Genomic DNA, 13,586 nt, shown 5'->3' on the forward strand with positions numbered 1-13,586 from the left:
AGCTTTGGTGGTCTCGGTTACTTCTGCAAACTTGCGATTACTTTTGCTATTCACCTTTTTTGGCGGTATGGCGGAGCTCCCAAAAAACTGAATATGCCCGCCGGCCCGCCTCCGGCAAAGCGTCGGCGGTCTTCGGGCAATAAAAAATCCGCATGCGGTAATAACATGATACGGAAATTCTCTTAGAGGAAAAAGAGCCTCGCTACGATCACCAGCGTGATCACGATGTTCACACGGATGGAGTATATCTCCTCTTCGCGCGCCCTTTTGGCGTCAAAGGGCTTTTCATTGCGCGAGGCGGCGGGAAATCCCCTTCTCGGCCACGGAAGGAGCGCCGGGACGGTCTTTTTATAGGCGATATATTCGGAGCCGAATTTATCCTCAAGAAATTCCTCCTCCGCCGGTATCACTACCAGAGAATAAAGCAGCAGAAATGCGACGACAAAGGCTCCGACCCAGCCCCAGCTTACCATGAGAGACCATCCGAGCCCCATTACGGCGTTTCCTGCATAGAGGGGGTTTCTGACCCAGCTGTAAGGCCCCCAGGTGATCAAGACGGGAGCGCCTATCACCTCCGTACGGTATTTTGGGATAAAACCTGCCGCCCAGAAACGCAGCATCTGCCCAGCGATCACAAGCAGCAGTCCGACGGTGAACCGTACGGCGTTAAACTCTCCCGAAAATATCAGTATCCCGGCGGCGAAGAGTCCCCAGAAAAGTCCCCTTCCTTTAAATGCAAGCGAGCTTATCTTTTTATTTATCTTCATCTTCCGACTCCTCTGTATTTTCTATCGCCTCATGTTCCGCGATTAGGACTTTATTTGCCCCGCACCAGCCCAGCATCCGTACCACGATAAAGGTCCCAAGCGCGACGCCGGTATATTCAGAGAGCAGACGCCAGGTGACGACCATGACACCGGCCACGCTCCAGGGGACAAAGAGCCCGAATACCGCGACGGCTCCGCCCTCGGCCGCCCCGCTCGCGCCGGGCGTCGGCACAAAATAGAGCATGAAGAGCAGCAGGGATTCCGCGAGCAGGCATTGGATGTAATTTACATTGAAACCGGCCGCCTTGATGAGGCAGGGCATAATGGACATATATACGATCAAATGCACTACGGCGAGGATGATGGAGAGCATAAGCCACCACTTACCGGTGGAGGTAAAGAGCTTGATGTTCGTGTTATAGGCGTCGATCTCCCGGCTCACCCAGCGCACCGCGTGAAGCAGGTATTTGGATTTCAGGATACCGACACGCTTGATCCAGACAAGGATGGCGTTGACCCAATGCTTTATCCACTGGGGACGGATCACACTGACTACGAGCAGGAAAGCGCAGAAGGCGATGAAGATCACGACGTAGCAGACATACCAGCGCATGTATACATATTTCCGAAGCATTTCCGGGTCGGCCAGAAGGGAAAAGGGAACCACCAGGGCGAGCAGGAAGAGTATCTGCAGGGTGCGTACCAGCGTTATCGCCACTGATTTCCCGACGGAAACGCCGTCTTTATAGAGCAGGTATATCTGAAACGGGCCGCCGCCGCTCTGCATCGGCGTGATGGCGCAGCCGAAGTAGTTTATCCAGACCACGGAAATCGTGGACATAAAGGAAAGTTTTTCACCAGCGGCACGCGCGAGGGTCATAAATTTACAGGCGTCAAACGTCCAGCCAAGGACGACAAGCCCCGCGGCACAGAGCAAAAGCTTCGGGTCCGCGTTTTTAAGCATTGCGAATGTCGAGGCGTCTATACTCCAGAACAATACTCCCGTTATTGACAATATGACTATTATTACAAATATTGAGAAACTTTTTTGGACGGTCAAAATCTGCCCTCCCCGGTAAACAACAGCATCTATACTACCATATGCGAACTATTTTAACATAGGCTGCACCGCGGGAAGCGAGAAAAATTCTTCCGCTATCTGCGGCAGCCCCTCCCTCCAGGCAAGCGCGGCCGCCTTGGTACGGTCTGTCAGGTCAAGTTTTTTCAGCATGTGGCTGACGTGATTCTTCACGGTCTTCTCCGAAAGTATCATCCTCTGGGCGATCTCTCTGTTCGTCAGGCCGTGGGAGAGCCAGTAAAGCACCTCGCGCTCACGCGGCGTTATCTCGCCCAGCGGGTCGCCGTAAAATTCGTCATCATCCTGCGGCAGGGCCGCGGAGAGAATATCTTTGCTTATATAGCGTTCGCCGCGCGCCACGGCGCGAAGCGCCTCCATGAACTCCGCAAGATCGGTACCCTCCGGCATGATACCCACGCTGGAACTCTCGCTCGCAAGGGAGAATAGTTCGGCGGTGGTATCCTTCACGATAAAGAGGATGTGCATGTCCTTCAGACGGCGTTTCACCTCGCGCAGTATCTGTACGACTCCAGGATCAGGACGCAGCTGATGGATGACCATCACGTCCGGTTTGGCGGCGAGTATGCTGCGAATGGCGTCGGCATCGGTCTCGTCTCTCGTCTCTATCTCGAAATCGGCTTCCTGTCCAAGCACAAAGCGAAGCGCGTCGGTAAAGAGTGAGTTTGTATCAGCGAGAATTATCCTACTTTTTTTCATGCCGCCATCCTTTCCGCTCATTATGAGACAATCTGTGATAGGATTATAAATTATATATATTATACCAGCCTAAAAGGAGGCATTTTCCCTGAAACAGGATTTTGAGGAACTCTATCCCTTATCAAAGAAGTTGTCACGCTTCACAGGAGAAGCCATAAGGGATTATAACATGATACGCCCGGATGACAGCATCTTGATCGGACTTTCAGGGGGAAAAGACAGCCTTTTACTGGCGCTGGCGCTGGCAATATTGAAAAAACGCAGCCCCGTGCGCTTTTCGCTGCGCGCCTGCCTCATAGACCAGTCAAACGGAGCGATGAAGCCGGAGCGGCTAACCGAATATATGGCGGCCCTCGCCATACCGCTGATGATCGTAAAACATCCCACATATCAGATCATGAAAGAGCGCGAAGAGCGTTCTCCCTGCAGCCTCTGCGCGAATATGAGGCGCGGCATCCTCGCGAATCAGGCGAAGGAGCTCGCCTGCGGCGTCATCGCTCTCGGCCACCACAAGGACGACGCGGCGGAGACGGTGCTGATGAACCTCTTTTACGGCGGGCGCTTCAAATGTTTCCATCCGCACCTCTATATGAGCCGCACGCGTATACGCGTCATCCGCCCCCTAGTTTACATTGAAGAACGGCAGATAAGACTGGAGGCGGAACGTCTCTCGCTGCCGGTGATCAGCTCCTGCTGCCCCTACGGCGACAAATCCAAGCGCAAGAGCACGAAGGAGATCGTCGCCGCGCTCGAAAAAGAGGTGCCGGAACTTAAGAGCAATATCGTACACGCGCTGAGGCACCTCAAAGAAAACGAGAGCTGGCCAGCGGGGATGCTTAACGAATAAATCTTCCGCCGCGGCCTTACACCTATCGGTTAGCAGCGGCTCTGTTCCGTTCATACTGAAAGGTTATCCCATTGACACAGGATATATAAGAGTTAAAATAATATTATTATTTTAACTCTTATATGAGATAAAAGGTGTATGCCGATGCCGGAGATAAAAGATGATATCCTAAAGAGACTCGATGATTTGGATGAATTGCTCAGTTTAAACGATACACACAATGATGATCTGCTCATGGCTATTATCGTGGGCGGCGCGGCGATGTTGGTAATGGGATATATAGACAGGGCTACAAAAGACATAGATTTTATTGAAGTATCACGCGAGGCAGAAAAATTTTTGCCGGATTTTGACATCAACACAAACGCGGCAGCATATCTCTCCTCCTTTCCCGACGATTATGAAGAACGGCTTAAACCGCTGCCAGTCGGCGGAAGAAAAATAAGGTATTACGCGGCATCGCTGGAAGATATAGTTATCTCTAAAATCAATTCGTACCGAGATAAAGATATGGAGGATATAAGGAATCAAGGTGTTATAAAGGCTCTTAACTGGGATCTGCTTGATAAACTTGCCGGAGAAAAGATGGCGTATGCGCTTAATGATACTCAGAGAGCGATTTTCAAATCGATGTACGATGCCTATCTTACAGAAAAACACTCTAAATGAAGGGAGGCGGAGGATAATGAGGGAGCCGTCATTCAAATGGTTTCTGAAAAAATATGTAAAGGCGCTTTCGCGCTCCGGAAGTACGGGAGTAAAGACTCTTGTACGCGAAGCCATGTCGGATAACCAGCGGCTGCGCGAGCCGTTATATTTATATGCCCACCTCTCGGGCTGGGTGCCGGCGCTTCTCTCCGCCATCTCGAACGACGAGGCGCTGTATCGTGAGTATTCGCGGATATATGAGTTTTACGGAGACGAGGCAGAAAAACTTATCTCCGACTTGGAGTCGGGGCGCGGTCCCATGAGCAGAGAATATTTTAAGGTTTTTTCGTCATACGCCGCCGAACGCAGCACACGTGAGAGGGAAAATCACATGAAGTCCCTGATAAGGGAACGGGTCTTATCTCTTAAACAGGAAAAAGGCCTCTCCAACTACCGGATATTCAAAGCATTGGGACTCAACCCGGGAAATGTAAATTCGTACCTGAAAAACAACGACGTTAACAAGATCGGGCTGAATACGGCGAGAAAAATATACTCATTCGTCAGTGAATACTGAAAAAGAGCTCCGGCACTGAACGAAATCAGCAGGCTGAGACCGTTGCGCCGGCTTTGCCCTCCGATATCATCCCGTGCCGCTTCTTTTACTAAACTATCTTGCCCTCTTTGATATATTGCCACAGAGCGTCCCTCTCTACGGAGATGAATTCCCCCGCGGCAAGCTCCTTCAAAACGAGATTGCCGATCTTGCGGCGAAAGAGGCGGCGGACGTCGTTGTCGAGCGCCCTAGCCATCAGGCGTATCTCACGCTTGATCCCTTCGCCCAGCACCACCTCGAACCAGCATTGGAGCGGCGTGCGTGCCAGACGGCGCACAGATATCGGTTTAAGGAAATGTTCCTCGGCCTGCACTCCCCTGCTCCAGCGGATGAGACGTTCCTCATCCAACGGTTTGCGCAGCTCGACCTCGTAGGTCTTTGTAAAGCCGTTACGCGGGTGGATCAGCTCCTGTGAGAATATACCGTCGTTTGTAAGGATGATGAGTCCCTCGCTGTCACGGTCGAGCCGTCCTACGGGAAAGAGCCGGAAGCGGTCCAGCTCCGGCGGCAGGATGTCGATCACGGTGCGCTCACGCGAGTCTTCGACAGCGCAGAGCACTCCTTTGGGCTTATGAAAGATAAGATATCGCTGCTCCACAGGCGCGACAGCCGCGCCATCGAGCTCCACGCGGTCCCCGGGGGCTACCTGCCGCCCCGGCTCGTTTACGGTGACGCCGTTTATCTTTACCCGTCCCGCGGTTATATATTCTTCAACCTTACGGCGCGCCCCCGCGCCGCACATCGCCAGATATCTGTTTAAGCGTACGCTTTCGTCACTCATCACTCTGCTCCATCTCTCCCTCTTCCGCCGGAGTCTCCCCTATGGCGGGAAGTTCCTCGTCGTCTTCGTAGTCCTCGCGCAGCTCCTCAAGCGTCGGCAGAGTGCTGATGCTCGAAAGGCCGAATATTTCTAGGAATTTATTGGTTGTGCGGTATCGCCGCAGGGATTTTCTCTTGTTCTCGCGGCGCAGCCTGTCGATGAGGCCGTTTTTCAGCAGCGTCTCGACGACGCGGTCGCAGCGCACGGAACGTATCTCCTCAATCTCCGCCATCGTGATAGGCTGATTGTAGGCGATCACCGAAAGGGTCTCGAGCGCCGCGCGGGAGAGCCGGATACGCTGCATTGAGAGGTAGGCCGAGAAGCTCTCCACCGTGTCGGCGAGGTCGGGGGCGGTCGCCATCTGCCAGCCTCCAGCGAGGTTCAGCAGCGTCAGCCCCCGGCCCTTCGCGTAACTGTTCTTTATCGCGGCGACGGCGCGCTCCACACGCTCCAAAGAGACGCCCAGGTGATCGGCCATCGTCGCCGCCGAGACGGGCTGGGGCGAGACGAAGAGCAGCGCCTCTATCTGCCGTTCAAGAAACCCCATATTTTCGTTTTCTTCAGTCAGCGGCAATCTCAACACCTCCAAGTGTCTCAGTCTGGATTATATGCACCATACCGAGACGCGACATCTCCAGCAGCGCCAGCAGGGTGACGATCAGCGTTTTAGGGTTGCGGTCGGCGAGCAGCTCCCGCAGAGACAGCCTGCGCCCGCGCACGATCCGCAGCAGCTCGTCCATGCGCTCCTCTATCTGCCGCTCCTCGGGGACCGCGTCTGGTATCTCATCCCAAAGCATTGTATCTTCGTCGTACTCGGCGGCGCGTGTCCGCTCCTCGTAGAGGGCCAGTATCTCCCACCATTTCGAGGCGAGCGTCTCAAGGTCGCCGATATCGTAATAGTAGTTATCCTCTTCGTCCGTCACGCGCAGGAAACAGCGCTCGCGCCGCTCCTTCGCGGCGGCCAGCCAGCGCGCCGCGGCGCGGAATGGCCGGTATCTGCGGATGATCGCCTCCAGCTCCTCCTCCGTCTCGATATAATCACCGAGGAGGGAGTCGTCTGGCTCTTCCGGTTCCTGCCCGGGAAATAGCGAGTGTACCTTACGCAGCAGCAGGCGGCTCGCAAAGGAGAAAAATTCCGCCATTTCGTTGAGGGTGGCCCCTTTAGCCTGCACAAGAAAGTTTATATACTGTGTGACCAGCTCCGTTAGATTGAGCTTCAGCGCGTCCATCTCGCGCGACTCCACAAGATGGCAGAGCAGATCCAACGGACCGGAAAAGCTGCCCAGACGGACCTCAAATCCCGCCGCTTTGTTTTCTCCGTTATTTTCTAAAGTCTTTTCCTCTTCCACCGGATTTCCTTAATGTATGAGGTTCATCGCCGAGTAGACGTCTTCCATCGTACCCTCGGCAACCCTGCGCGCGCGCGCCGCCCCCGCCTCAAGTATCTGTTTGAGGTCGTCGGGGCGCTTCGCGAGCTCAGCGCGGCGCTTCTGGATGGGGTCCATCATCTCCGCGAGATGCACCATCAGCTTCTTTTTGCAGTCGACGCAGCCGATGCCGGCGCTCAGGCAGCCCTCGTGGAGCTCCGCGAGCTCCTGCGCGTCCCTGTTGAAGAACTTATGCACGTCCCAGATGGGGCATTTTTCCGGCGTCCCTTTGTCGGTCCGGCATTCGCGCGCCGGGTCGGTCGTCATCGTGCGCACCTTGCCCCAGATCGTCTCCATATCCTCGGCGATCTGCAGTGAATTACCATAGGACTTGCTCATCTTGCGGCCGTCGGTGCCGGGCATCTTCGCGGCGGGGGTCAGCAGCGTCTCCGGCTCGGGGAAGACCTCGCCGTAGAAGCTGTTGAAGCGGCGCGCGACCTCGCGCGTCAATTCAAGATGAGCGCTCTGATCCTCGCCCACCGGCACACCCCACGACTTGTAGAGCAGGATGTCCCCCGCCATCAGCACTGGATAGCCCAGGAAGGCGTAGGTCGAAAGATCTTTGTTCTGAAGGTTGAGGATCTGTTCCTTATATGTCGGGCAGCGCTGAAGCCATCCAAGCGGCGTGATCATCGAAAGCGCGAGGTGGATCTCCGCGTGCTGCTTGACGTGCGACTGGATGAAGATCGAAGACTTTTCAGGGTCGACGCCGACCGCGAGCCAATCGAGCAGGATCTCATAGCAATTTTCCTTTACCTTGCTGGGATCGGCATAATCGGACATCATCGCGTGCCAGTCGACAATGCCCCAGAAGCAGTTATATTCGTTCTGCAGCTTTACCCAGTTGATGAGCGCCCCCGCCATATGGCCGTAATGGAGCCGCCCGGTTGGCCTCATGCCGCTGAAGATCCTCTTTCTGTCATCCATCTCACAAAACATCCTTTCTATTTACATACGTTACATACAACTTCCGGCCGTTGCCGGATTATTTCCCGCTATACGCGCCCGTGGGTAAAGGGGGCGTTCTTCTCCTCTATCAACCGGACGGGAAGTCCCGTCTCGCATTCGATGACGGTCCGCAGCGCCGGCAAAGAGGCCCGTTCCATCTCGCCGTGGTCGGTACTCACGAGAGAGAGCCCAGCGTCGAGCGCCTCCTGGCGGTGGTGGTAGGCGATATCGGAGGTGATGAAGCAGTCCGCTCCCAGTGAGAGCGCCGCGGGCCAGAATTCCTGACAGGCGCCGCCGCCAAGCGCGATCCTTCTCAGCAGCCGTTCCCCGTCGCCGTAAACGGTAAAATTGGCGAGATGCCACCGTTCACTCAATATATCGGAAAGTTCGCCGAGCCTTATGGGAGAGGCAGGATCTCCAACTGCTCCCATTCCCCAAGCTCCCGACTCCGATGGTGACAGCGGCGCGATATTCTTGAGCCCCAGCAGCGAGGCGAGAGCAAAATTCACGCCCTCGGGTGACGAGTCCCAGTTGGTATGCGCCGCGTATATCGCGACACCGCCGCGAATCGCGGAGAATACCGTCCGTCCGACGTAGCTGTCGTTCACCACCGATTTCAGCGGGTGAAATATAAGCGGATGGTGCGTCACGAGCAGGCCGCAGCCCAGCGCGGAGGCGGCGGAGACCGTATCCGCGGTCGCGTCAAGCGAGAGGGCGATACCGGTCATCTCCGCGCCGGGGTCGCCCACGGCAAGGCCCGGATTATCCCACGGTTCCGCCCAGCTCTTCGGTATTCTTTTTTCTATTCTGGTTATTATCTCAGAAAGTTTCATTTCAGCACCCCGTTTCGTTACATCGAATAATTGTATAACAGCCGAGGGGTAACGTCAAAGCAAAATGCACCGGGCAGGGCCGACGTATCAAAGAGAGTTGGACGCGCGTATAAACGCCGATTTCCTGCTGGCGGGAAAGAGAGATAAATTGTGATTTAGCTTCCGTCCTTATAGCCTCCCTGGCCGCCTCTGAGAGGGAGCCAAAAACCTTTGATAAACTGCTATTTACATCCCACGAAGAAAACCGCTGTTTATCTTCTCTGTCCATTATTGTACGTTTGACCCCATGCCGGTATCCGCCAAACCTCTCACCGTTCTTTGTCAGCAATGTTCTTTTTTAAAGTAAAAGTTCGGAGAAAAAAACTCCTCTCCGAACTCTCTGTTTGCTATGACTGAATTCTGCGGCGTGTAATTTTAAGCCAACTTCTCCGCGATCTGCACCGCGTTGAGCGCCGCGCCCTTTCTCAGGTTGTCTCCGACGACCCACATCGCGAGCGCGTTGTCGAGGCCGGTGTCGCGTCTGATGCGGCCGACGCAGACGTCGTCTTTGCCCGCCGTATCGACTAGCAGCGGGTATTCAGCATTTTTCGGATCGTCGCGCACGACGACGCCGGGGGCTCTGCTCAGTATATCGCGCGCCTCGGCGGGGCTGAGAGGACGCTCAAACTGCGCCGTTACGCTTTCGCCGTGGCAGCGGAAGATGGGAACGCGCACAGTGATGCCGCTGACGCGCAGATCGGGGATGTGCATGATCTTGCGCGATTCGTTGACCATCTTCCACTCCTCCTCGGAGATGCCTTCGTCGTCGAACGCCCCGATATGCGGCAGGAGGTTGAAGGCGATGCTGTGCGGATAGACGTCGTCCTTATATTCCTCGCCTTTGATCGCCGCCTTCGCGCCGTCGCGCAGCGACTCGATCGCCGCTTTGCCGGTACCGGCGACCGACTGATAGGTGCTGATGTTGATGTATTTAAGCCCCGCCGCCTGGTGGAGCGGATAGAGGACGACGACCGCCTGTATCGTCGAACAGTTAGGGTTAGCGATGATCCCCTTGTTCTTCGCCATTGAGACGTCGGCGGCGTTTATCTCGGGAACGATGAGCGGCACTTCGGGGTCCATGCGCCAGGCGGAGCTGTTGTCAATGACGACCGCGCCGCTCGCCGCGGCGACGGGGGCCCACTGCTTGGAGGTCTTGCCTCCCGCCGAAAAGAGCGCGATGTCTACGCCCTTGAACGAATCTTCGCCGACCGCCTGCACCGTTATCTCCTCACCGTTGAAGACGACCTTTTTGCCAGCAGAGCGCGGCGAGGCGAGCGGGACAAGCTCGGAGACGGGGAATTTACGCTGTTCCAGCGTGTAGAGCATTTCGCGCCCGACGAGCCCCGTCGCGCCGAGCACCGCCACTCTCTTGCCGCTCATTAGAAGGCCACCTCGTCGATGAAGTGGTCGTGCAGTTCGCGTACCGCGTCGTCCGCGCGTGAACTGCCGACGACGCAGGTGATGGCCAACGCCGTGGAGGCGATCATCTCAATATTTATTCCCGCCTCGGCGAGGATGTTAAACATCTTCGAGGGAATCTCGGGGTGGTTCGCAATGCCCGCGCCGACGATGGAGACACGCGCGATCTCCGTATCAAAGGAGACGCCCTGCGCGTCTATCTCGCGGCAGAGTTCGCGGCAGACCTGGCTCGCAACCTCGAGGCTCGTCTTTTTGACGAGGAAGCCGATATCGTTGACGCCGCCGCGCATGTAGTTCTGGATGATCATCTCCGCGCCAACACCCTTTTCCGCGAGGTTCGCGAAGAGACGCGCCGCGATGCCGGGGATGTCGGGCACCCCGAGAAGCACCACCTTCGCTACCTTCATATCCTGTATGACTACCTTTATAATAAGTCCCTCTGTTACCGGATTGCTCATTACCCATGTACCCTCCTCTTCCACAAAGCTTGAACCGACATAAAGCGGTATTTCATAGCGCGCCGCCATCTCGACGCTGCGTGCCTGGAGCACCTTCGCACCCTGCACCGCCATCTCCATGCACTCGTCAAAGCCCAGCTGCGACAGCTTCTTGGGATTCTTCACGATGCGGGGATCGCCAGTCATGATCCCGGTGACGTCCTTGAGCAGCTGGCAGGAGTCCGCGCCGAGCGAAGCCGCGAGCGCGACCGCCGAAAGGTCGGAGCCTCCGCGCCCGAGCGTGATGACGTCGCCGTTGTCGGTGATCGCCTGAAAGCCGGTGATGACGGCGACGGAGCCCTCGTTGATCGTCTTTTCGATGGCGTCGGGCTCTATACGGTAGATACGCCCCTCCATCGGGAAGCCCTTAGCCCTGATGCCGGCCTGGAGGGCGGTAAACGACTGCGCGGGGATTCCGTACTGTTTCAGCGCGAGCGCCAGCAGCGCCACGCTCTGCTGTTCGCCGGTGGCGAGCAGCTGGTCCATCTCGCGGCCGTCTTTTTCCGTCGCGACGTCGCTCGCGAGCGCCAACAGCTCATCAGTCATGTTTCCCATCGCCGAGACGACGACGGCGACGCGGAAACCCTTATCGCGGATCTTTTTTACGATCTGCGCGACATGCCTCATCCTCTCGGAATCGGCGACCGACGAACCGCCGAATTTAAGCACTGTGAGCGGTAATTTTTCCCATTCCATTATCTGCACCCCCCGGCTTTGTCCGCGGTACCCGGTTCACATGAGCAAACGTCGGTATTTCCTTTAGGGGACAAACCTGCGGCGGCTGCCAGAGCCTCCGCAAGCTCCATGCTGACGTCGACGCGCGCGCCCTGGGCGCTTCCGTCAAGGACGAAGAACTGCGAACGCACGCCGTATTCGGTGAAGGTGCGGCACATCGCCTCCGCGACGCGCTGGGTCGTTCCCTTGACGAGCGCGATGACGCTGGGGCCGGAACCGCTGATCGCAACGCTGAGGCATTCGGGCAGCGCCTCGACGCGCGAGAAGATAACCTCGCCGCCCGAGAAAAGTTTACTGCGGTAGGGCTGATGGAGCTTGTCGTCCATCCCCCATTTAAGATAGTCCCACTTGCCGGTGGCCCAGGCCGCCGTGAGCAGCGCCGCGCGCCCGACGTTGAAGACCGCGTCTCCGAAGGGGACCTCTTTGGGCAGCGCCTTGCGCGCATCCGAGGTTTTGACGCGTTCGTCGGGAACTGCGACGACGCATAACACCTCCGGCGGCAGCGCCGGCAGGTTGACGTAGCGCAGATCCTGTCCGTCCCAGCAGCTCACGACCATGCCGCCAAGATAGCAGGGGGCGACGTTGTCGGGATGGCCCTCGACGACGGTCATCGCGCGCAGCAGCTCGTCCTCGTCGGCCTCGTAGCCGGTGAGGTATTTGGCGATGAGCACGCCCGCGACGACGGCGCCCGCCGAACTTCCTAAGCCGCGGCAGAGCGGGATGATGTTGTGACACCAGAGCGAGAAGCCCGGCCCCTTCACCTTCCAGCGTTCGCATGTATCCTCATAGGCTTTGACGACGAGGTTCGCCTTCGGCGAAGACAGCTCACGGCTGCCCTCGCCATGCGCCTCGACCTCGTATTCACCCGCGGGGCGCAGCTCTATGACCTTAAATATATTGTAGAGGGAGACCGCCATCCCGATCGCGTCGAAGCCGGAACCGAGGTTCGCGCTGGTGGCGGGCACCCGTAATGTTATGAGAGGGTTCACCTCTTCATCACCTCCAGAAGTTCTTCAAGGCTGTCGCCTATCTCTATCGGACGTCCAACCTGCGACATCGCGGTGTCTGGATCTTTGAGGCCGTTGCCGGTGAGAATCATCACCACGGTGATGCCCTGCGGCAGCCGCCCCTCCTTCTTGAGCTTCACAAGCCCCGCGAGCGGGGCGCAGGAGGCCGGCTCGGCGAATACGCCCCCCTTTGAAGAGAGCAGCAACTGGGCGGCAAGTATCTCTTCGTCGGTAACGGAGTTGAATTCGCCCGCCGACTGCGTGACAGCCTCCTTCGCGAGGTGGGCGCTGACGGGGTTGCCGATACGGATCGCCGTCGCCACCGTCTCGGGATTCGGGCAGGGTTCGCCCGTCACGAGCGGCGCCGCCCCCGCCGCCTGGAAGCCCATCATGCGCGGCAGTTTATCTATCTTTCCCAATTCCTGATACTGTCGGTAACCGGCCCAGTAGGCGCTGATATTTCCCGCGTTGCCGACGGGGATCGCGTGCCAGTCGGGGGCCCTGCCGAGCGATTCGCAGATCTCCCAGGCTCCGCTTCGCTGACCCCAGAGACGATAGGGGTTCACAGAGTTGACGATCGCGTAGCCCTCCTTTTCGGCGGCCTCGCGCGCCATCTCCAGCGCGTGGTCAAAGTTGCCGTTGACGGCGATAACCGTGGCCCCGTACATTAGGGCCTGCGCGAGCTTTCCGAGCGCGACCTTTCCCGCCGGAAGCAGGACGAAGCATGGCACGTTCGCGGCGGCGGCATAGGCCGCGGCGGAGGCGGAGGTGTTTCCCGTGGAGGCGCATACAAGGGCCTTCGCGCCGCCCTCAAGGGCCTTCGCAACGGCCATGACCATACCTCGGTCTTTGAATGAACCGGAGGGGTTGCAGCCCTCAAGTTTTGCCCAAAGCTCTATACCAAGCAGTTTGCTGATATTGTCAAGACGAACAAGCGGCGTCGAACCTTCGCCCAGCGTCAGCTTCGGCGTCTTTTCAGTCACCGGCAGCAGCTCCGAATATCTTTCAATTACTCCCATGATGTTTCCTCCTTTTATGCACTTCGCGCAAGTATAAAAATTGCCGCCTCCGTACCGGCAGTACAGGAGGCGGCATAATAAACGGCGTCGCGGTTCCACTCCATTCGGCCGCGCAAGGACGGCCCTCGTCTGCGCTGTACAGGGCGCACCCTGACGCCTTATCGGCACT

Annotated in this window: 15 protein-coding genes; 3 read left to right on the top strand and 12 right to left on the bottom strand. The window is 57.1% G+C overall.

What is annotated here, in order from left to right; all coding sequences use genetic code 11:
- Window positions 1-182: 182 nt before the first annotated feature.
- From LIO98_RS11620 to LIO98_RS11630, 3 genes are read right to left on the bottom strand one after another with little or no spacing between them, the layout of a single operon-like run.
- Window positions 183-767, bottom strand: a complete 585-nt coding sequence (locus LIO98_RS11620; RefSeq protein ID WP_291957230.1) for an isoprenylcysteine carboxylmethyltransferase family protein — start codon at window positions 765-767, stop codon at window positions 183-185.
- On the bottom strand, window positions 754-1,827 hold the full coding sequence (locus LIO98_RS11625; protein WP_291957232.1) for a lysylphosphatidylglycerol synthase transmembrane domain-containing protein: 1,074 nt from the start codon (window positions 1,825-1,827) through the stop codon (window positions 754-756). Before LIO98_RS11625 ends, LIO98_RS11620 begins: the two co-directional genes overlap by 14 nt.
- A gap of 48 nt (window positions 1,828-1,875) precedes the next feature.
- Complete coding sequence (locus LIO98_RS11630; RefSeq protein WP_291957235.1) at window positions 1,876-2,562, bottom strand: response regulator transcription factor; 687 nt, start codon at window positions 2,560-2,562, stop codon at window positions 1,876-1,878.
- 169 nt (window positions 2,563-2,731) lie between these two features.
- Between LIO98_RS11630 and LIO98_RS11635 the strand changes: the two genes are divergently transcribed.
- The 3 genes from LIO98_RS11635 to LIO98_RS11645 all read left to right on the top strand — a co-directional run bounded on the left by LIO98_RS11635 (window position 2,732) and on the right by LIO98_RS11645 (window position 4,634).
- Window positions 2,732-3,409, top strand: coding sequence for an ATP-binding protein (locus LIO98_RS11635; RefSeq protein ID WP_291957238.1), 678 nt, complete (start codon window positions 2,732-2,734; stop codon window positions 3,407-3,409).
- Between the two features lie 138 nt (window positions 3,410-3,547).
- A complete protein-coding gene (locus LIO98_RS11640) occupies window positions 3,548-4,078 on the top strand; it encodes a DUF6036 family nucleotidyltransferase (RefSeq protein WP_291957240.1) in 531 nt (176 codons plus the stop codon).
- A 16-nt stretch (window positions 4,079-4,094) separates the two neighbouring features.
- Window positions 4,095-4,634 carry a hypothetical protein gene (locus LIO98_RS11645; RefSeq protein WP_291957242.1) on the top strand — a complete coding sequence of 180 codons (540 nt, stop codon included), beginning with the start codon at window positions 4,095-4,097 and terminating at the stop codon, window positions 4,632-4,634.
- Window positions 4,635-4,722: 88 nt separating this feature from the next.
- Here the strand turns inward: LIO98_RS11645 and LIO98_RS11650 are convergent, their stop codons facing one another.
- The 9 genes from LIO98_RS11650 to thrC all read right to left on the bottom strand — a co-directional run bounded on the left by LIO98_RS11650 (window position 4,723) and on the right by thrC (window position 13,417).
- Entirely contained in the window at window positions 4,723-5,454 is a 732-nt protein-coding gene (locus LIO98_RS11650) for a pseudouridine synthase (protein WP_291957245.1), read from the bottom strand.
- Window positions 5,447-6,067: an SMC-Scp complex subunit ScpB gene (gene scpB / locus LIO98_RS11655; RefSeq protein WP_291957247.1), complete on the bottom strand. Its 621-nt coding sequence runs from the start codon at window positions 6,065-6,067 to the stop codon at window positions 5,447-5,449. Before scpB ends, LIO98_RS11650 begins: the two co-directional genes overlap by 8 nt.
- The gene (locus tag LIO98_RS11660; protein ID WP_291957250.1) at window positions 6,054-6,842 is read right to left on the bottom strand and encodes a ScpA family protein; all 789 of its coding nucleotides are present in this window, start codon (window positions 6,840-6,842) and stop codon (window positions 6,054-6,056) included. The genes scpB and LIO98_RS11660 overlap by 14 nt, the downstream gene beginning before the upstream one ends.
- 9 nt (window positions 6,843-6,851) lie before the next feature.
- A complete protein-coding gene (trpS, locus tag LIO98_RS11665; RefSeq protein ID WP_291957253.1) occupies window positions 6,852-7,847 on the bottom strand; it encodes a tryptophan--tRNA ligase in 996 nt (331 codons plus the stop codon).
- Between the two features lie 68 nt (window positions 7,848-7,915).
- Entirely contained in the window at window positions 7,916-8,701 is a 786-nt protein-coding gene (locus LIO98_RS11670; RefSeq protein WP_291957256.1) for a Nif3-like dinuclear metal center hexameric protein, read from the bottom strand.
- Window positions 8,702-9,115: 414 nt separating this feature from the next.
- Window positions 9,116-10,120, bottom strand: a complete 1,005-nt coding sequence (locus LIO98_RS11675) for an aspartate-semialdehyde dehydrogenase (RefSeq protein WP_291957259.1) — start codon at window positions 10,118-10,120, stop codon at window positions 9,116-9,118.
- Window positions 10,120-11,352 (bottom strand): aspartate kinase, encoded by a 1,233-nt coding sequence (locus LIO98_RS11680; RefSeq protein ID WP_291957261.1) that lies wholly within the window; start codon window positions 11,350-11,352, stop codon window positions 10,120-10,122. The genes LIO98_RS11675 and LIO98_RS11680 overlap by 1 nt, the downstream gene beginning before the upstream one ends.
- On the bottom strand, window positions 11,352-12,380 hold the full coding sequence (gene thrB, locus LIO98_RS11685) for a homoserine kinase (RefSeq protein ID WP_168950657.1): 1,029 nt from the start codon (window positions 12,378-12,380) through the stop codon (window positions 11,352-11,354). The genes LIO98_RS11680 and thrB overlap by 1 nt, the downstream gene beginning before the upstream one ends.
- A complete protein-coding gene (gene thrC / locus LIO98_RS11690) occupies window positions 12,377-13,417 on the bottom strand; it encodes a threonine synthase (protein WP_291957267.1) in 1,041 nt (346 codons plus the stop codon). The genes thrB and thrC overlap by 4 nt, the downstream gene beginning before the upstream one ends.
- Between the last annotated feature and the right edge of the window lie 169 nt (window positions 13,418-13,586).

The sequence above is a fragment of the Cloacibacillus sp. genome (genome assembly GCF_020860125.1).
GTDB lineage: Bacteria > Synergistota > Synergistia > Synergistales > Synergistaceae > Cloacibacillus.

What these genes read in the sequence shown, in the direction of transcription:
- LIO98_RS11620 (WP_291957230.1), bottom strand. Translation starts at nt 767, where the DNA reads ATGAAGATAAATAAAAAGATAAGCTCGCTTGCATTTAAAGGAAGGGGA.
- LIO98_RS11630 (WP_291957235.1), bottom strand. Translation starts at nt 2,562, where the DNA reads ATGAAAAAAAGTAGGATAATTCTCGCTGATACAAACTCACTCTTTACC.
- LIO98_RS11635 (WP_291957238.1), top strand. Translation starts at nt 2,732, where the DNA reads ATGATACGCCCGGATGACAGCATCTTGATCGGACTTTCAGGGGGAAAA.
- LIO98_RS11640 (WP_291957240.1), top strand. Translation starts at nt 3,548, where the DNA reads ATGCCGATGCCGGAGATAAAAGATGATATCCTAAAGAGACTCGATGAT.
- LIO98_RS11645 (WP_291957242.1), top strand. Translation starts at nt 4,095, where the DNA reads ATGAGGGAGCCGTCATTCAAATGGTTTCTGAAAAAATATGTAAAGGCG.
- LIO98_RS11650 (WP_291957245.1), bottom strand. Translation starts at nt 5,454, where the DNA reads ATGAGTGACGAAAGCGTACGCTTAAACAGATATCTGGCGATGTGCGGC.
- trpS (WP_291957253.1), bottom strand. Translation starts at nt 7,847, where the DNA reads ATGGATGACAGAAAGAGGATCTTCAGCGGCATGAGGCCAACCGGGCGG.
- LIO98_RS11670 (WP_291957256.1), bottom strand. Translation starts at nt 8,701, where the DNA reads ATGAAACTTTCTGAGATAATAACCAGAATAGAAAAAAGAATACCGAAG.
- LIO98_RS11675 (WP_291957259.1), bottom strand. Translation starts at nt 10,120, where the DNA reads ATGAGCGGCAAGAGAGTGGCGGTGCTCGGCGCGACGGGGCTCGTCGGG.
- LIO98_RS11680 (WP_291957261.1), bottom strand. Translation starts at nt 11,352, where the DNA reads ATGGAATGGGAAAAATTACCGCTCACAGTGCTTAAATTCGGCGGTTCG.
- thrC (WP_291957267.1), bottom strand. Translation starts at nt 13,417, where the DNA reads ATGGGAGTAATTGAAAGATATTCGGAGCTGCTGCCGGTGACTGAAAAG.